General features: G+C 70.1%; 18 protein-coding genes. 9 read left to right on the plus strand and 9 right to left on the minus strand.

Annotated features, from left to right (window positions below; genetic code table 11):
* Positions 1-5: 5 nt before the first annotated feature.
* Positions 6-785, minus strand: a complete 780-nt coding sequence (locus tag KSO98_RS05700) for an adenosylcobinamide-GDP ribazoletransferase (RefSeq protein WP_225284060.1) — start codon at positions 783-785, stop codon at positions 6-8.
* A gap of 67 nt (positions 786-852) precedes the next feature.
* Between KSO98_RS05700 and KSO98_RS05705 the strand changes: the two genes are divergently transcribed.
* The 5 genes from KSO98_RS05705 to KSO98_RS05725 all read left to right on the plus strand — a co-directional run bounded on the left by KSO98_RS05705 (position 853) and on the right by KSO98_RS05725 (position 7,607).
* The gene (locus KSO98_RS05705) at positions 853-1,971 is read left to right on the plus strand and encodes an NAD(P)H-dependent amine dehydrogenase family protein (protein WP_225284061.1); all 1,119 of its coding nucleotides are present in this window, start codon (positions 853-855) and stop codon (positions 1,969-1,971) included.
* Positions 1,968-2,765: an SDR family oxidoreductase gene (locus KSO98_RS05710; protein ID WP_225284062.1), complete on the plus strand. Its 798-nt coding sequence runs from the start codon at positions 1,968-1,970 to the stop codon at positions 2,763-2,765. The genes KSO98_RS05705 and KSO98_RS05710 overlap by 4 nt, the downstream gene beginning before the upstream one ends.
* A gap of 25 nt (positions 2,766-2,790) precedes the next feature.
* Positions 2,791-3,510 carry a hypothetical protein gene (locus tag KSO98_RS05715; RefSeq protein WP_225284063.1) on the plus strand — a complete coding sequence of 240 codons (720 nt, stop codon included), beginning with the start codon at positions 2,791-2,793 and terminating at the stop codon, positions 3,508-3,510.
* Between the two features lie 148 nt (positions 3,511-3,658).
* On the plus strand, positions 3,659-7,414 hold the full coding sequence (locus KSO98_RS05720) for a multifunctional oxoglutarate decarboxylase/oxoglutarate dehydrogenase thiamine pyrophosphate-binding subunit/dihydrolipoyllysine-residue succinyltransferase subunit (RefSeq protein ID WP_225284064.1): 3,756 nt from the start codon (positions 3,659-3,661) through the stop codon (positions 7,412-7,414).
* 16 nt (positions 7,415-7,430) lie between these two features.
* Positions 7,431-7,607, plus strand: a complete 177-nt coding sequence (locus KSO98_RS05725) for a DUF6104 family protein (protein WP_225284065.1) — start codon at positions 7,431-7,433, stop codon at positions 7,605-7,607.
* 160 nt (positions 7,608-7,767) lie between these two features.
* On the opposite strand, the gene KSO98_RS05730 is transcribed toward KSO98_RS05725, so the two are convergent.
* Genes KSO98_RS05730 through KSO98_RS05740 form a run of 3 tightly spaced genes read right to left on the minus strand, consistent with a single transcriptional unit; the run spans position 7,768 to position 10,329 of the window.
* On the minus strand, positions 7,768-7,974 hold the full coding sequence (locus tag KSO98_RS05730; protein ID WP_225284066.1) for a hypothetical protein: 207 nt from the start codon (positions 7,972-7,974) through the stop codon (positions 7,768-7,770).
* Between the two features lie 25 nt (positions 7,975-7,999).
* On the minus strand, positions 8,000-9,187 hold the full coding sequence (locus KSO98_RS05735) for a fatty acid desaturase family protein (RefSeq protein WP_225284067.1): 1,188 nt from the start codon (positions 9,185-9,187) through the stop codon (positions 8,000-8,002).
* A gap of 29 nt (positions 9,188-9,216) precedes the next feature.
* Complete coding sequence (locus tag KSO98_RS05740; protein ID WP_225284068.1) at positions 9,217-10,329, minus strand: ferredoxin reductase; 1,113 nt, start codon at positions 10,327-10,329, stop codon at positions 9,217-9,219.
* Positions 10,330-10,471: 142 nt separating this feature from the next.
* Between KSO98_RS05740 and KSO98_RS05745 the strand changes: the two genes are divergently transcribed.
* On the plus strand, positions 10,472-11,104 hold the full coding sequence (locus tag KSO98_RS05745) for a TetR family transcriptional regulator (protein ID WP_225284070.1): 633 nt from the start codon (positions 10,472-10,474) through the stop codon (positions 11,102-11,104).
* Here the strand turns inward: KSO98_RS05745 and KSO98_RS05750 are convergent.
* From KSO98_RS05750 to KSO98_RS05765, 4 genes are all read right to left on the minus strand, one after another.
* Positions 11,070-11,753 carry an SDR family oxidoreductase gene (locus KSO98_RS05750; RefSeq protein WP_225284072.1) on the minus strand — a complete coding sequence of 228 codons (684 nt, stop codon included), beginning with the start codon at positions 11,751-11,753 and terminating at the stop codon, positions 11,070-11,072. The two genes, KSO98_RS05745 and KSO98_RS05750, sit on opposite strands and share 35 nt — an antisense overlap.
* Positions 11,750-12,718, minus strand: coding sequence for a zinc-binding dehydrogenase (locus tag KSO98_RS05755; protein ID WP_225284075.1), 969 nt, complete (start codon positions 12,716-12,718; stop codon positions 11,750-11,752). The genes KSO98_RS05750 and KSO98_RS05755 overlap by 4 nt, the downstream gene beginning before the upstream one ends.
* A 9-nt stretch (positions 12,719-12,727) precedes the next feature.
* A complete protein-coding gene (locus tag KSO98_RS05760; protein ID WP_225284076.1) occupies positions 12,728-13,906 on the minus strand; it encodes an NAD(P)-dependent malic enzyme in 1,179 nt (392 codons plus the stop codon).
* A 165-nt stretch (positions 13,907-14,071) separates the two neighbouring features.
* The gene (locus KSO98_RS05765) at positions 14,072-14,413 is read right to left on the minus strand and encodes a S24 family peptidase (RefSeq protein WP_225284077.1); all 342 of its coding nucleotides are present in this window, start codon (positions 14,411-14,413) and stop codon (positions 14,072-14,074) included.
* A 50-nt stretch (positions 14,414-14,463) separates the two neighbouring features.
* Here KSO98_RS05765 and sodN point away from each other — a divergent pair, with 50 nt between their 5' ends.
* From sodN to KSO98_RS05780, 3 genes are all read left to right on the plus strand, one after another.
* A complete protein-coding gene (gene sodN, locus KSO98_RS05770) occupies positions 14,464-14,865 on the plus strand; it encodes a superoxide dismutase, Ni (protein ID WP_225284078.1) in 402 nt (133 codons plus the stop codon).
* Between the two features lie 616 nt (positions 14,866-15,481).
* Positions 15,482-15,889, plus strand: coding sequence for an ATP-binding protein (locus tag KSO98_RS05775; RefSeq protein ID WP_225284079.1), 408 nt, complete (start codon positions 15,482-15,484; stop codon positions 15,887-15,889).
* A 1-nt stretch (position 15,890) separates the two neighbouring features.
* Positions 15,891-16,709: an RNA polymerase sigma factor SigF gene (locus KSO98_RS05780; protein ID WP_225284080.1), complete on the plus strand. Its 819-nt coding sequence runs from the start codon at positions 15,891-15,893 to the stop codon at positions 16,707-16,709.
* Positions 16,710-16,764: 55 nt separating this feature from the next.
* On the opposite strand, the gene KSO98_RS05785 is transcribed toward KSO98_RS05780, so the two are convergent.
* Positions 16,765-17,055: a hypothetical protein gene (locus KSO98_RS05785; protein ID WP_225284081.1), complete on the minus strand. Its 291-nt coding sequence runs from the start codon at positions 17,053-17,055 to the stop codon at positions 16,765-16,767.
* Positions 17,056-17,219: the final 164 nt, after the last annotated feature.

Raw genomic sequence — 17,219 nt, forward strand, 5'->3', positions numbered from 1 at the left:
ACGAGCTAGGAGAGCGCCACCAGGAGCGTGGCCAGCGCGAGCTCGACGGCCGCGCCGAAGACGTCACCCGTCACTCCCCCGAGCCGGCGGATCGCCCGCGCGATCACGATGATCGTGACCGCGGCGGCGAGGGCGACGGCGAGCGGCCCGCGCCACCAGTCGATCTCCACCGACGGCACCAGCCAGGCGAGCGCCAGCGCGAGACCGCCCCAGATCGCCGCCGCGGCGAGCACCGGCACCGTCCCGGTGTACGTGTCCCCCAGCCCACCCGGGCGCGCCGACGGCACGCCGCGCGCGCAGCACAGCGCCAGGGCTGCGCGCGAGCCGCAGACGAGCAGCCCCGCGAGGAGGGCCCGCGCGACCGGGTCGGGTCCCGACAGGACTCCCGCCAGCCCGGAGGCCTGCAGGCCGATCACGAGCACGATCGCCACGACGCCCGCCGGGCCCGATGTGCCGGTCTTCATCACGGCCAGCGCGCGCTCGCGGTCGTAGGAGGCGGCCAGACCGTCGACGGTGTCGGCGAGGCCGTCGACGTGGAAGGCGCGATTGCCGAGCACGAGCGCGCCGATGGCCAGCAGGGCCGCGGTCAGCGGGGTCAGCCCCGAGCGGGCGCCCGCGACGTACCCGATGACCGCGACGAGGAGCCCGAGCGGGACGACCGCCAGCGGGGCCAGCACCATGGCCAGTCCGGCGCGGCGCCGGTCGACGGTCACGGGCGGGCGTACGGGCACCGCGGTCAGGGTGCCGACCGCCAGTCGCCAGGCGTCGCGGAGTACAGGTGTCATCGGACCGCGACCCTATCGATCCGGCTCGCCCCTTCCCAGAAAGTAGAACCTGTTCTAGCGTTCGGGCATGACGCAGGTGACACCAGCGCGCCCGCTCCGGGTCGCGGTCTGGTCGACGGGCACCGTCGGCCGGCACGCGATCGCGGGCGTCGACGCCCATCCGGATCTCGACCTGGTCGCCGTCTGGACCTCGACGCCGGAGAAGGACAACGTCGACGCCGGCCGCCTCGCCGGCCTGAGTCGCGACCTCGGCGTCCTCGCGACGACCGACCGCGACGCGGTGCTCGCGTCGAAGCCCGACTGCATCGTCCACGCCGCGATGACCGACGACCGCGTCTTCGAGGCGATCGAGGACCTGACGTCCTTCCTGCGCGCCGGGATCGACGTCGTCTCCTCGGGACCGGTCGTGCTCGTCCATCCGCGCGGCACGCTGCCGGACGCGATGATCGACGCGATCGAGGAGGCCGGCCGCACCGGTGGCGCGAGCCTGCACGTCAACGGGATCGACCCCGGCTTCGCCAACGACGTGCTGCCCCTGGTGCTGAGCAGCCTCTCGCAGCGGATCGACACGGTGCGGGTCAGCGAGATCGCCGACTACTCCACCTACTACCAGCCCGTCGTGATGCGGGAGATCTTCGGCTTCGGCCAGCCGATGGACGCCCGGCCCATGCTGTGGGAGCCGGGCGTGCTGGGGATGGCCTGGGGCCCGGTCGTGCGACTGCTCGCCGCGGGCCTCGGCGTCAGCCTCGACGAGCCCCTCGTCGAGAGGGTCGAGCGGCGCCCCGCGCCGCGCGACATCAGCACCGCATCGGTCGAGATCGCGGCCGGGACCATGGCCTCGGTGCGCTTCCGGGTCGTCGGCACCGTCGACGGCGTGCCGCGGATCGTGCTCGAGCACGTCACCCGGACCGCCCCCGACCTCGAGCCGGACTGGCCGACACCACTGGCCGGCGACGGCTGCTACCGGATCGAGATCACCGGCGAGCCGCGGATGTCGATGGAGCTGAGCCACCACGGTGAGCACGGGGACCACAACGTCTCCGGGATGGTCGTCACCGCACAGCGCCTGATCAACGCCGTCCCGGCCGTGGTCGCCGCCGCCCCGGGGCTGGTCTCGCCGCTCGACCTGCCCCTGATCACCGGCCGCGGCCTGGTCGCGACCACTCCCGGAGGAGTCACCCCATGAGCATCCTCGACCGCTTCCGTCTCACCGACCACGTCGCCGTCGTCACCGGCGCCGGGCGCGGCATCGGCGCCGCGACCGCGCTCGCCCTGGCCGAGGCCGGGGCCGACGTCGTCGTCTCGGCACGCACCGGCTCCCAGCTCGACGAGGTCGCCGCCCGGATCGAGGAGACCGGGCGCCGCGCGCTCTGCGTACCGGCGGATCTGGCGGACACCGACGCCACCGCCGCGCTCGCGCAGCGCGCGTACGACGCCTTCGGCCGCGTCGACGACGTGGTCAACAACGTCGGCGGCACTATCCCCAACGCGTTCCTCGACACCGACGTCGCCTACCTGGAGGACGCCTTCCACTTCAACGTCGCCACCGCGCACGCGCTCAGCCATGCTGCGGTCCCCCTCATGCTGAAGGACGCCGAGGGCGAGAAGTCGATCATCTCGATCAGCTCCATGCTCGGGCGCACGGCCGCACGCGGCTACCTGGCGTACGGCACGGCCAAGGCCGCGCTGGCCCACTGGAGCCGGCTCGCGGCGACCGATCTCGCACCCCGGATCCGGGTGAACAGCATCGCGGTCGGGTCCGTGATGACCAGCGCGCTCGAGTACGTCGCCGGCAACCCGGACACGAAGCACGAGATGGAGACCGCGACGCCGCTGGGCCGGATCGGCGAGGCCGAGGACGTCGCGGCCGCGATCGTCTACCTCGCCTCCCCCGCCGGGCGCTTCGTCACCGGCAAGCTGCTCGAGGTCGACGGCGGGATCCAGCAGCCGAACCTCGACCTGCGCCTGCCCGACCTCTGAGCGCGGGACCTGTCATGCTTGTCCCATGCGTCTCGTACGTCACATCGGTGCTTCGCGCCTCGGTCCTTGTTCGCCCGCACCACGGGCAGGCTCGCGCGCTCGCTCACTTCCGATCGCCCTCGCGGTCGGCGCCGTCCTTCTGACCGGCTGCGGCCTGCTCCCCTCGGACTCCGACGCCACCCCGGCCGCGAGCCCGACCAGGCACCGCACCCACACGGCGGCCCCGATCAGCACCGCCGCCGCCGCGCCGAGCACGACGCCTGAGGCCAGGGAGGCCAGCGAGACCCCCACCGCCGAGGCGAGCCCGACGGCGGACCCGGTCACGGTCACCCGCTACAGCGACAAGACCAGCCTGCTCCAGCTCCCGGTCTCCCCCGAGGCGCTGCCCGGTGCCCCCACGGGTCTGGTGAGCTTCGCCGAGCAGCAGCTCACCCAGATGTGGCACGACCAGTTCCAGGACGAGCTGGGCTGCCAGGGCATCGCCCAGGTCCGGGTCAAGCGGACCATCCCCACCCAGGCGTACGTCGACGCGAGCTGGGGCGACATGACCCCCACGTGCCCGCAGTACGCCGGCAACCCCGGCTGGTGGGAGATCTGGGGGTCCGCGAGCGACGGCACCTGGTCGGTCGTCCTCAAGGGCGAGGGCACCGCCGCCTGCGCCGACCTGGTCTCCGCGGGCGTCCGCCGGGCGGTCTATCCGAGCTGCTCGGACGGCACCAAGAAGGTCCCCAACCCGGTCGGCTAATTCCACCGAGTGATCCGCCGACTGTGGTGTCGGCAACACTGTGACCGAAGTTATGACCCAACCATCGGTTCATGGCCATCGGGGGGCTAGCCTTGACTCCCGGAAGTCCAGTCCAAAACGCGCTCATCCGGAAGAGGCGACCCAGCCCGTGTCCTCAGGCAACCCGTCCCACAGCACCTCCGACGTCCCCGCCGAGTTCGGCGCCAACGAGTGGCTCGTCGAGGAGATGTACGACCAGTACACGAAGGATCCCGGCAGCGTGGATCCCGTGTGGGTGAAGTTCTTCGAGAAGAACGGGTCGCCGGTCGAGACGGCCGCGGCCCCCGCCGCGGCAGCGAAGGCCACCGCGCCCGCCGGCCTGGCGCCCGAGCCGGTGCCGGCCGCCGCCCCGGCCGCCGAGGCGACGACGGCCGCCAACGGCACCCCGGCGACCGGCGTGACGCCGGTCGCGACGCCCCGCCCGGCGACCAGCCAGGCCGCCGAGCCCGCCAAGGACACGACCAACCCGCTGCCCAAGGAGAACCCGGTCGCTCCGGTCGCCGCTGCGGGCGCGACCGCCCCGGACCAGCCGACGTACACGGTCCTCAAGGGCATCCCGGCCGCCACCGCGAAGAACATGGACATCTCCCTGTCCGTGCCGACCGCGACGTCCGTGCGCAACATCCCGGTCAAGCTGCTGTGGGACTCCCGCACCGTGATCAACAACCACCTGCGCCGTGCGCGCGGTGGCAAGGTGTCGTTCACGCACCTCATCGGCTACGCCATCATCAAGGCGATCAAGTCCCAGCCGGCGATGAACAACACGTACGAGGAGCGTGACGGCAAGCCGACGCTCGTCACCCAGCCGCACATCAACCTCGGCCTCGCGATCGACCAGCAGAAGGCCGACGGCACGCGCCAGCTCGTCGCCCCCTCGATCAAGGGCTGCGAGTCGATGGACTTCGCCGAGTTCTGGGCCGCGTACGAGGCCATCGTGAAGAAGGCCAAGGACAACAAGCTGTCCATGGCCGACTACTCCGGCACCACGGTCAGCCTGACCAACGTCGGCGGTCTCGGCACCAGCCACTCCGTCCCGCGCCTCATGTCCGGCCAGGCCGCCATCATCGGCGTCGGCTCGATGGAGTACCCGCCGGAGTGGATGGGCGCCTCGGAGACGACCATCGCCGCCAACGGCGTCAGCAAGATCATGACGATGACGTCGACGTACGACCACCGGGTCATCCAGGGCGCCCAGTCCGGCGAGTTCCTCGCCACGGTCGCCAAGCTCCTGATGGGTGCCGACGGCTTCTACGACGAGATCTACCGCTCGCTGCGCATCCCGTACGCCCCGATCCGCTGGAGCCAGGACGTCGCGACCAGCCACGACGACCAGATCTCCAAGCAGGTCCGCGTCGGCGAGATGATCCACGCCTTCCGCGTGCGCGGTCACCTGATGGCCGACACCGACCCGCTCGAGTACAAGCAGCGCACCCACCCCGACCTCGAGATCGAGAACCACGGCCTGACGCTGTGGGACCTCGAGCGCGAGTTCCCGGTCGGGTCCTTCGGCGCCGGCCGGAAGCCGTTCATGAAGCTGCGCGACATCCTGGGCGTCCTGCGCGACTCCTACGTCCGCACCACCGGCATCGAGTACATGCACATCCAGGACCCCGAGCAGCGCGCCTGGATCCAGGAGCGCGTCGAGCGCCCGTACGACAAGACCCCGCGCGAGGAGCAGCTCCGGATCCTGGAGAAGCTCAACAACGCCGAGGCCTTCGAGACCTTCCTGCAGACGAAGTTCGTCGGCCAGAAGCGCTTCTCCCTCGAGGGCGGCGAGACCGCCATCCCGGTGATCGACGAGATCTGCGAGGCCGCCGCGCAGGCCGGCCTCGACGAGGTCGCGATCGGCATGGCCCACCGCGGCCGCCTCAACGTCCTGGCCAACATCGTCGGCAAGGAGTACTCGCAGATCTTCCGCGAGTTCGAGGGCAACATCGACCCGCGCACCGTCCAGGGCTCCGGCGACGTGAAGTACCACCTCGGCGCCGAGGGCGAGCTCGTCGCGGGCACCGGCGAGAAGATCAAGGTCACCGTCGCCGCGAACCCCTCGCACCTCGAGGTCGTCGACCCGGTGCTCGAGGGCATCGCCCGCGCCAAGCAGGACGTCCTTGACAAGGGCGACTTCTCGGTGCTGCCGCTGCTCATCCACGGTGACGCGGCGTTCGCGGGCCAGGGTGTCGTCGCCGAGACGCTCAACCTCTCGCAGCTGCGCGGCTACCGCACCGGCGGCACCGTGCACGTGATCATCAACAACCAGGTCGGCTTCACCACCAGCCCGAGCAACTCCCGCTCGACGCTGTACGCCACGGACGTGGCCCGGATGGTGCAGGCCCCGATCTTCCACGTCAACGGCGACGACCCGGAGGCGTGCGTGCGCGTCGCCCGGCTCGCGTTCGAGTACCGCGAGGCGTTCAACAAGGATGTCGTCGTCGACGTCATCTGCTACCGCCGCCGCGGCCACAACGAGGGCGACGACCCGTCGTTCACCCAGCCGCTGATGTACGACCTGATCGAGAAGAAGCGCTCGGTGCGCAAGCTCTACACCGAGGCCCTCATCGGTCGTGGCGACATCACCGTGGAGGAGGCCGAGCAGGTCCTGGCCGACTACCAGGCCAAGCTGGAGCGCGTCTTCACCTCGGTCCGCGACGCCGACGCCCGCCCCGACCAGTGGCAGACCGTCCCGCAGTACCCCGCCAAGGCCGCGGCGCCGACGCCCTCCGCCGTCAGCGACGAGGTCCTCAAGCGGGTCGCCGACGCGTACGTCACCCCGCCGGTCGACTTCACCGTCCACCCGAAGGTGATGCCCCAGCTGGAGCGTCGTGCCAAGCAGATCACGCAGGGCGGCATCGACTGGGCCACCGGCGAGCTGCTCGCCTTCGGCTCGCTGCTGATGGAGGGCCGCCCGGTCCGCCTCGCCGGCCAGGACTCGCGTCGTGGCACGTTCTCGCAGCGCTTCGCCACCATGATCGACCGCACCAACGCCGACGAGTGGACCCCGCTGTCCAACCTCACCGAGGAGCAGGCGAAGTTCTACGTCTACGACTCGCTGCTGAGCGAGTACGCCGCCCTCGGCTTCGAGTACGGCTACTCGGTCGCCCGACCGGACGCACTCGTCCTGTGGGAGGCGCAGTTCGGCGACTTCGTCAACGGCGCCCAGTCGGTGATCGACGAGTACATCACCTCCGGTCGCACCAAGTGGGGCCAGGACTCCGGCGTCGTCCTCCTCCTCCCCCACGGGTACGAGGGCCAGGGCCCGGACCACTCCTCGGCCCGCATCGAGCGCTTCCTGCAGATGGCCGCCGACGACGCGATCCAGATCGCCCAGCCGTCGACCCCGGCCTCGCACTTCCACCTGCTGCGCACCCACGCGCACTCGGAGGACCACCGCCCGCTCATCGTCTTCACGCCGAAGTCGATGCTGCGCCGCAAGGAGGCCGCCTCGCAGCCCGAGGACTTCACCAGCGGCGAGTTCCGTCCGGTGATCGGCGACGCGATGGCCGACAAGTCCAAGGTCGAGACCCTTCTGATGGTCTCGGGTCGCGTGACCTGGGACATCATGGTCGACCGCGGCAAGCGTGGCCTGCAGGAGACGGTCGCGGTCGCCCGCACCGAGCAGCTCTACCCGTGGCCGATCGAGGAGCTCAAGGCCGAGATCGCGTCCTACCCCAACCTCAAGACGGTCAGGTGGGTCCAGGACGAGCCGTTCAACCAGGGTCCGTGGCCGACGTTCGCGCTGAACATCGCCCCGCAGCTCGGTGTCCCGGTGCAGGTCGTCTCCCGTGCGGCGTCGACCACCACCGCGGTCGGCACCTCGAAGCGTCACCTGACCGAGCAGCAGGAGCTGCTCGACCAGGCGTTCGCCTGAGTCAGGCGCACGGTCGATGTACTTCACCGATCGCGGCATCGAGGAGCTGATCACCAGGCGGGGTGACGACGACGTCACCCTGGCCTGGCTGGCCGAGCAGCTCCAGGCGTTCGTGGACACCTACCCGGAGTTCGAGACGCCGATCGAGCGGTTCGCCACCTGGCTGGCCCGCCTCGACGACCCGGAGGACTAGGAGCGAGGCCGGGTCACGAGCATGCTCGTGACGGGTGCCGAGCGACGACGTCGCCGCCGCCCCAGGGGGCCGGACCGACCTCTGCCGAAGACGTGGAAAGACCGCCGGGTCTGCAGTGCTGAACTGCAGACCCGGCGGTCTTCGTCGTACAGGCTCGGCGTCAGTCGTCGAGATCCTCGTGGGCGCGGCGGGCGGACTCACGCAGCTCGAAGAGATCGGTGGCCAGGCCCCCGACCGAGGCGGCCACGTCCTTGATCGCGCCGGTGACGATGCCGGTCACCTCGCCCACCGTGGACGCCATCGACTCGACGGCGCTCTGCAGGACGTCCTTGCGGATCTCGAGCTTGCTCAGGCGTGGGTTCGTCACGGGACCAGTGTCCACGACAGTGGTGTCAGGCCGCCAGCACGGTCTGCTCGGCAGCAGCCGAGGCCGGGGCCCCCGCCTTCGCCTTCTTGCGGCTGAAGGGGAAGGTGACGATCTCCTTCAGGCCGGCGAGGACGCCCTGGGTGTAGGTGGAGTCCGGCAGCGCCAGCTTGAAGACCTGCTGCCACACGCTCCACAGCTGCTTGTACATCGGGGCCTCGTTGTAGCGGACGCCGTAGCGCTCGCAGATCTCGCGCACCTCGACCGCGATCTCGGCGTAGCGGTACGCCGGGATGTCGGGGAAGAGGTGGTGCTCGATCTGGTAGCTCAGGTTGCCCGACAGGACGTCGACGATGTGGCTGCCGGTGAAGTTCGCGGAGCCGAGGATCTGGCGGTAGTACCACTCGGCGTGGCTCTCGTCCTCGGTCTCCTCGATGGAGAACGTCTCGGCGCCCTCCGGGAAGTGGCCGCACCAGATGACGGAGGAGGCCCAGAGGTTGCGGACCAGGTTGGCGGTCGCGTTGCCGACGAACGTGAACGGCGCGCCCGGGCCCGAGAGCAGCGGGAAGAGGACGTAGTCCTTCAACGCCTGCTTGCCGGCCTTCTCCATGAAGCGCTTGCGCGCCGGGGCCATGTCAGCCCAGGTCTGCTCCCCACGGAACCACTTCTCCGACTCGAACTCCTGCAGCGCGGTGCCCCACTGGAAGAACGTCTGCAGCAGCCCGCAGAAGACCGGGTTGAGCAGCCAGATCGGGTGCCACGGGGTCTCGTCGGTCATCCGCATGACGCCGTAGCCGGTGGCGTCGTGGTCCTTGCCGACGATGTTGGTGAAGGTGTGGTGCACGTAGTTGTGCGTGTAGAGCCAGCTGTCGGCGTGGATCGTGTTGTCCCAGTCGAAGTTCTTCGCCGTGAACTCCGGGTCGTTCATGAAGTCGTACTGGCCGTGCATGACGTTGTGGCCGATCTCCATGTTGTCGATGATCTTCGACAGGGAGAGGGCGGTGACGCCCGCGATCCAGGCCGGCGGGAGCCAGCCGGCCCACAGCAGGGCGCGGCCGGAGATCTCGAGCTTCTTCTGCAGCCCGACGATCCCGCGGATGTAGTTCGCGTCCTTCTCGCCGAGGTCGGCGACGATGCGCGCACGCAGGTCGTCGAGCTCCTTGCCGAACGCCTCGATCTGCTCGGGCGCCAGCTTCTTCGTCTTCGTGGTGGTCATGAGAGCTCCTGAAAGTGGTGTCTGAGGGATCAGAGGTCGATGGAGACGTCGCCGCACGGGGCCGAGATGCACGGCTTGATGCTGACGTCGTTGTCGGTGTTGATCTCGCCGGTCAGGACGTTGCGCGTGATACCGGTGAGCTTGGTGCTCACGCAGGCGTTGCAGATGCCGATGCGGCAGCCGTAGTCGGGGTTGAGCCCCGCGCCCTCGGCCTGCTCGAGGATCGTCTGGCCGTTGTTCTCCGCCTTCGTCTCGGAGGCGCTGAAGACCAGCTCGCCGGTGGCCTCGTCGGTCGGGACCGTACGGGTCGGGGCGGCGAACTGCTCCAGGTGGAGGCGGTCGGTGATCCCCTCGGCCTCGAAGACGGCGCGGACGCTGTCCATCAGCGGCATCGGGCCGCAGAGGAAGGTCTCGGCCTCGGCGAAGTGCTTGTCGGCCGCGACGAGGTGCTCGCGGGTGAAGAATCCCTGCAGGTCGCCGTTGTCGGCGTTCGTGTACGCCCGGATGATGCGGACGCCCTCGTACTTCGCCTCGATCTCCGCGAGCTCGTCGCGGTAGATGACGTCGTCCTCGGTGAACGCGTAGTGCAGGAAGGTGACCTTGCCGATGTAGGCGCGCTCGGTGAGCGTGCGCAGCATCGACATCACCGGCGTGATCCCGGAGCCGCCGCTGATGAGCAGGATGCTGCGCGGGTGCGGGAGCGGGATGTGGAAGTCACCCTGCGCCGGCGAGATCTGCACGATCAGGCCGGGCTCGGCGTTGGCCAGCAGCCACGGCGAGACGAGGCCGGCCGGGTCGACCTTGATGGTGAGCTCGATCCTGCCGTCGCGCCGGAACTGCGAGTTCGCGGGCGAGTAGCAGCGCGTGCGGCGGATGCCGTCGATCTCGACCGAGAGCTTGACGAACTGACCGGCCTTGAAGCCGGCCCAGTTCGTGTTGGGACGGAGGGTGAGCGTGACGCTGTCGGCGGTCTTGCGCTCGACGTCGGTCACCTCGGCGCGGATCTCGCGCCGCGACCAGAGGGGGTCCACCATCTCGACGTAACGGTCGACGCCGTGGGGCGTCGCGAGCGCCTCGGCGAAGGCCGAGTCCAGGAAGCGACGACCGAGCTTCGAGCCGGTCAGCACCTGTGTCAAAGACATGCGCTTCTCCATTCAGTGAACATGCGTACACCGAAACTATGGCTGGTCTGGTCCGCCCTGCGCAACGGGACGCGTGGTGAGCCGCGCCACTTCGGTGAACACGTGTTCACGGAAAGTGAAGGGCGGTGGCTAGGATGCCGCCGTGACCGAGACCCGCGCCGAGCAGAAGGAGCGCACCCGCCGCGCCATCCTGGACGCGGCGCTGGACCTCACCGCCGAGAGCGGGCTGGCGAGCCTGTCCCTGCGCAGCGTGGCCAAGGAGGTCGGCGTGGTACCGACCGCCTTCTACCGGCACTTCGACTCGATCGACGCGCTCGGCCTCGCCCTGGTCGAGGAGGCCTTCGTCTCGCTGCGCGCGATGCTGAGCGCCGTCCGCCAGCCAGAGGCGATCGAGAGCCTGGTCGGCATCGTCGACTCCTCGGTGCGGATCGTCACCGAGCACGTCCGCGCCCAGCCGGCGCACTTCGCCTTCCTCATCCGCGAGCGCGTGGCCGGGACCCCCGACGTCCGTGCCGCGATCCGGCACGAGATCGACCTGTGCGAGCACGAGCTCGCGACCGACCTGGCCCGCCTCCCCCAGGGTCAGGCCCTGTCGACTCCGGACCTGCGGGCGCTGTCCGGCCTCATCGTCACGCTGATGGTCGGCGCGGCCGAGGACCTGCTGGCAGCGGCGCCGAGTCGCGAGGCGGCCGTCGCCGAGGTGATCCGCACCCGGCTGCGGATGGTCCTCATCGGTGCGGTCAACTGGCGTTCGGCCGGGGCACCAACGGCCTGATCGTCACGTCCGGGATCGTCGCGTCCCGCGGCAGGTCGATGACGTGCAGGATGGTGTCGACCACGGTCTCGGGCCGGATCCAGCGGGCGGCGTCGTAGACCCCGCCCTCCTGCTCGTGCACCTTCTCCTGCATGGGCGTCGCGGTCCGGCTCGGGAAGACGGTCGTCACCCGTACGCCGCTCGCCTGCTCCTCGGCGCGCAGCGCGTCGGCGACGGCGCGCAGACCGAACTTGGAGGCCGCGTACGCCGACCAGGACGGGCTGGCGCTGAGTCCGGCCGACGAGTTCACGAACACCACCAGGCCCCGTGCCGCCCGCAGCGCGGGGAGTGCGGCCCGCGTCAGCAGGACCGGCGCGATCAGATTCACGTCGAGCTGCTCGCGCAGCCCGGCCGCGCTGATCTCCGCGACGCTCGCCAGCTCGACGACGCCCGCAACGTGCAGCACGGTGTCGAGCTCGCCGGGCAGGTCGAGGGCCGCGACGGCGGCGTCATCGGCCAGGTCGGCGACCAGCTCGATGCAGCCCTCGGGTGCGCGACCGGCCGTACGGACGACCGCGTGCACCTCGTCGCCGCGCTCCAGAAGCCGCTGCGCCAGCACCCGCCCGATCCCCGAGCCTGCGCCGGTGATCAGGTGCCTCCGCTGCGTCATCGGGTGAGGACGATCTTCCCGAAGACGTCGCCGCCGGCGATCGCCTCGAAGCCGTCACGGGCCTGCTCCATGGGCAGCACCCGGTCGATCAGCGGCTTGTGGCCGGTGGCGTCCAGGAGCGCGACCAGGGAGCCGAGCTCGCCGCGCGTGCCCATCGTCGAGCCGATGATCCGCAGCTGGAGGAAGAAGATGTGGGTGAGCATGGCGTTGTCGAGGTCGGGGCCCGACGTCGTCCCGCTGATGACCAGCGCGCCGCCCGGCTTGAGCGAGCGGATCGAGTGCTCCCACGTCGCCTTGCCGACGGTCTCCATGACGGCGTCGACCTTCGCCGGCAGCCGCTCGCCGGAGGCGAACACGTCGTGGGCGCCGATCTCGAGGGCGCGTGACCGCTTGGTCTCGTCACGCGAGGTCGCCCAGACCCGCAGGCCCGCTGCGCGGGCGAGCACGATGAGCGCGGTGGCGACGCCGCCACCGGCGCCCTGCACCAGCACCGTCTGCCCGGGCTTGCAGCCGCCCTGGGTGAAGAGCATCCGGTAGGCGGTCAGCCACGCCGTCGGCAGGCAGGCGGCCTCCTCGAAGGAGTAGCCGTCCGGGAGCGCGATCACGTTGCTGCGGGGCACGACGACCTTCTCGGCGAAGGTGCCCTGATGGAGCTCGGAGAGCAGCGAGCGCTTGGGGTCGAGGGTCTCGTCCCCGACCCAGTCCGGGGCGGAGATGACGGCGTGCACCACGACCGGGCGTCCGTCCTCATCGAGGCCGGCGGCGTCGCACCCGAGGATCATCGGCAGCCGCTCGGCCGGGAGGCCCTGGCCCTTGAGCGACCAGAGGTCGTGGTGGTTGAGGCTGGCGGCCTTGACCGTGACCGTGGCCCAGCCCTCGGGTGCGACCGGGTCGGGCCGCTCCCCGATCACCAGCCCGCTGAGCGGGTCCTCGCGGCTGATCTTGTCGGCGTAGACAGCGAACATGCCTCGAACCTAGCCCCGCGCCACACCATCGCGTCGAGCGGCCTCGCCGACCGCTGCGGCGACCGCCGGTCCCACGCGCGGGTCGAACGGCGCAGGGATGATGTAGCCCTCGGCCAGCTCGTCGCCCACCAGGGCGGCCAGCGCCTCGGCGGCGGCGAGCTTCATGCCCTCGGTGATGGCGGTGCCGCGCACGTCGAAGGTGCCGCGGAAGATGCCGGGGAAGGCCAGCACGTTGTTGATCTGGTTCGGGAAGTCCGATCGGCCGGTGGCCACCACACGGGCGTACTTGTGCGCCACGTCGGGGTGGATCTCCGGGTCGGGATTGGCCATCGCGAAGATGATCGCGTCGGGGGCCATGGTCGCGACGATCTCCTCGGGCACGGTCCCGCCCGAGACGCCGACGTAGACGTCCGCGCCGGCCATGACGTCCGCCAGGGTGCCCGTACGACCGGACTGGTCGGCCGTCAGGGCGGCGAGCGACTTCTTGGAGGCGGTGAGATCCTCACGCGAGCTGTGCAGCACGCCCTTGCGGTCGAGGACGGCAAGGTCCTTGATGCCGTACTCAAGCAGGATCTTGGCGACCGCGACGCCGGCGGCGCCGGCACCGGAGATGACCACGCGGGTCGACTCGGGGTTGCGGCCGGTGAGCTTGAGCGCGTTCATCAGGGCCGCGAGCGTGACGACGGCGGTGCCGTGCTGGTCATCGTGGAAGACGGGGATCGAGAGTCGCGCCTTGAGCCGGTCCTCGATCTCGAAGCAGCGGGGCGCCGAGATGTCCTCGAGGTTGATGCCGCCGAAGCTCGGTGCCATCCGCACGACGGTCTCGACGATCTCGTCCACGTCGGTGGTGTCCAGGCAGATCGGGATCGAGTCGACCCCGCCGAACTCCTTGAACAGGACCGCCTTGCCCTCCATGACCGGCATCGCGGCCGCGGGGCCGATGTCGCCCAGGCCGAGCACCGCGGTGCCGTCGGTGACGACCGCGACCGTGTTCGGCACCCAGGTGTAGACCTCGGCCAGCTCGGGGTTCTCCGCGATCGCGGTGCAGACGCGGGCGACGCCCGGCGTGTACGCCATCGAGAGCGCCTCGCGGTCGCTCACGGAGGCCGTGGCGGCGATGGCCATCTTGCCGCCGACGTGCAGGTCGAAGACGGGGTCACCGGCGAAGGGGTGGGTCGATTCAGTCATGGCAGCGCAACTTCTTGTCTCAGGCGGGCGGAACAGGCAGCGCACAGAGGGTGAGGCGCGGATACAGACGGACCCGTGGAGAGGTCGTCTCCAGGGACTGGTCAGTCTGGCACGGCATGTCTCCGATGCCGAGGGCACTTCTGAATGGCTTGGATCACATCGGCGTCAGATCCGGCGCGGCCGTGGCCACAGACGTGCGATCGCCACGGCGATCACCTCCGAGGCCGGGACGACGCCGCGGTGGCGCGAGTCCACCCCGTCGTCGAGGTTGTCGCTGAGCAGCCACCAACCCGGCTCGCCCGTACGGGTCTCGCGACGCTCCGTGGCCCGCTTGACCGCGACGGTGCCGTCGACGAACTGGGCGACGACCAGGTCCCCCGCGACCGGGGCCCGCCGGTAGGACACCAGCAGCCGGTCCCCCGGCCGCAGCGTCGGCACCATGGAGTCGCCCGTCACGCGGGCGAGGCCGAGGCCGGAGAGGGGTACCTGTAGTGAGCGCTGCGCCACGCGAGTAGTGTCGCAGCGGAACGACCCCTTAGACGACGAGAGGACCCCGCATGTTCGCGCGCATCTTCGCCCCCACTCTTGAGGTCTCGGCCCACTGCGACCTGCCGTGCGGCGTGTACGACCCCGCCCAGGCCCGCATCGAGGCCGAGTCGATCAAGGCCATCATCGCCAAGGCCAACGACAGCTCCGACCCCGACTTCCGCACCCGCGCGGTGATCATCAAGGAGCAGCGCTCCGAGCTGGTCAAGCACCACCTATGGGTGCTGTGGACCGACTACTTCAAGGCTCCGCACTTCGAGAAGTACCCGCAGCTGCACACCCTCTTCAACGAGGCCACCAAGCTCGCGGGTGCCTCCGGCACGAAGGGCACGCTGGACGCCGAGGTCGCCGACCAGCTGCTCGCCAAGATCGACGAGATCGCTGAGATCTTCTGGGAGACCAAGAAGGCCTGACGCTCGCCGCAGGTCGCTGACCTGCGGAGACGCTACTTTGACGCCGCCTCGGCCCGCAGGGAGTCCGCACCAGGACTCAGCGGGCGGAGGCGGCGTCGAGCACGTTCGGGGTGCGGTCCTCATCCGTAGGCCACAGACATGGGGTCAGCAACGCGTGAGCCGCGGCCGGATGGGTGCGCGAACGCTGGTCGCGCGTGGCCGCGTGGCCACCTCGCCGCCGCCTGTCCCCCGACAAGGCGCTCCCGGGAGTACGCGACGAGGTGGCCGAGGTTCAGGTTTCAACAAACTGGCGCACGCACACTGTGACCTTCGCCCTGACTAGACCGGCGGGGTCGCAGGGTGCGTCACGGCGACCGGGTGGGAACTGCGAGACCAACCAACCGCCCCGGCCCCGACCAACCTCCCCTGGCGCCGGGGCGGTTCGTCATTCGCCGAGTCACCTCCGGGCCGGACGGGTGGCCACGACTGCAGCGACTGCTCGCCCAGCCGAGCAGTCGAGCGGTGCCGGGTCGGCGGTCGGCGGAGGCGGTGGCTGGCTGCGCGTACCGTCTCGGCTTCTTTGCATTTACCGCGAATGCCGGTGTAGCCCTCTGCCGGATGGGGAAGGATGACGCCCATGTCGTCAGCATTCGGGGCCACCGGTCGCGCTCACGTCGAGCTCCGCCTTCCCGCCGACTCCGCGTACGTCTCGGTGCTGCGCACCACCAGCGCCGGCCTCGCGGCCCGGCTCGACTTCACCCTCGATGACATCGAGGACCTGCGGATGGCGGTCGGCGAGGCATGCGCGATCGTGCTCTCCGGCGTCGACGACGGTGGCGACCTGACGGCGGAGTTCTGGCTCGGTGCCGGCGCGATCACCGTGCGCATCTCCGCGCCGGCGCAGCACCCTGTCCTCACACCGGAGGAGGACTTCGGCTGGCAGGTGCTCAGCACGCTGGCCACCGACACCTCGCTCACGCACAGCGACGGGCTGGTCGCCTTGAGCCTGGTGGTCACCGCGCTGCCGCTGGAGACCGGCGTCTGACATGACCATCGATCCGTCTCGGGACGAGAGCCACGCGAGCGCCGTGGACATCCCCCGCAGTGCCGCGATCGAGGAGAGCCGCCGGCGCAATGCCGCGCTCTTCTCCATCCTGCACGCCGAGGACAGCACCGACTCCGATCGCCGGTTCGCCCGCGATCACCTGGTCAGCTTCAACCTGCCGCTGGTCGAGCACTGCGCGCGCCGCTTCCGCAACCGCGGCGAGCCGCACGAGGACCTCGTCCAGGTCGGCACCATCGGCCTGCTGAAGGCGGTCGACCGCTTCGACACCTCGCGCGGCGTGGAGTTCTCCACCTACGCCACGCCGACCGTGATCGGTGAGATCAAGCGTCACTTCCGCGACAAGGGCTGGGCGATCCGGGTGCCGCGGCGCCTCCAGGAGCTGCGCCTGCAGATCGGCACCGCCAGCGCGCATCTCACCCAGCTGCTGGGGCGCTCCCCCACGCCCCGCGAGCTGGCCGAGCACCTCGGCTGCACGGTCGAGGAGATCGTCGAGGCGCTCGAGTCGGGCAGCGCGTACGCGACGCTCTCCCTGGACGCCTCCGACGGCAACGACAGCACCGCCACGATGCTGGACGCGCTCGGCATCGAGGACGAGCAGCTGGAGCACGTCGAGATCCGCGAGTCGATCAAGCCCCTGCTCGATGCGCTCGACAGCCGCGAGAAGACGATCCTCATGCTGCGCTTCTTCCGCAACATGACCCAGTCGCAGATCGCCGAGGAGGTCGGCATCTCCCAGATGCACGTCTCCCGCCTGCTCACCCGGACGCTCGCCCACCTGCGCAACGCGCTGGAGGACTGAGGAACGAGGTCGCGAGCCGGTCCGCCGCCGAAGGCGTACGGATCGGGACTCGGGCTCACTCCTCGGAGGAGAGCGCCTCCAGGCTGACCGGGTTGAGCACGCAGCCGAGCGCCACCAGGGCGACGACAGCCAGCGCGATCGCGACCGGGGCATTGGTGTGCCGGGCGTCCCAGGCCAGGCCCAGGGTGATCAGCTGGGTCAGCACGATCGGGGCCCGCGTCCAGGAGACCAACCGGAGCAGGCCGTACGCGCAGGCGCCGAGCGCCACGCCGTAGGCGAGGAAGAAGATCGCGGTCGAGACCGACATCGCGGAGATGTCCACCAGGACGAGAACTCCCCACGCCACGAGGACAAGTCCCTGGAGTCCGACCAGGGCAGCGGCTACAGTCACAAGAAACGGGCGCGGCACCGCGTCAGCCTACGAGGCACGTCGTCGCGGTGAGGAATCCCACGCTCATGAACCCTTGTTTAACGCTCCAATAATTGGAATCCTTGGCAGTCGCACGTGAA

This window comes from Nocardioides nematodiphilus (assembly GCF_020216525.1).
Classification (GTDB): domain Bacteria; phylum Actinomycetota; class Actinomycetes; order Propionibacteriales; family Nocardioidaceae; genus Nocardioides; species Nocardioides nematodiphilus.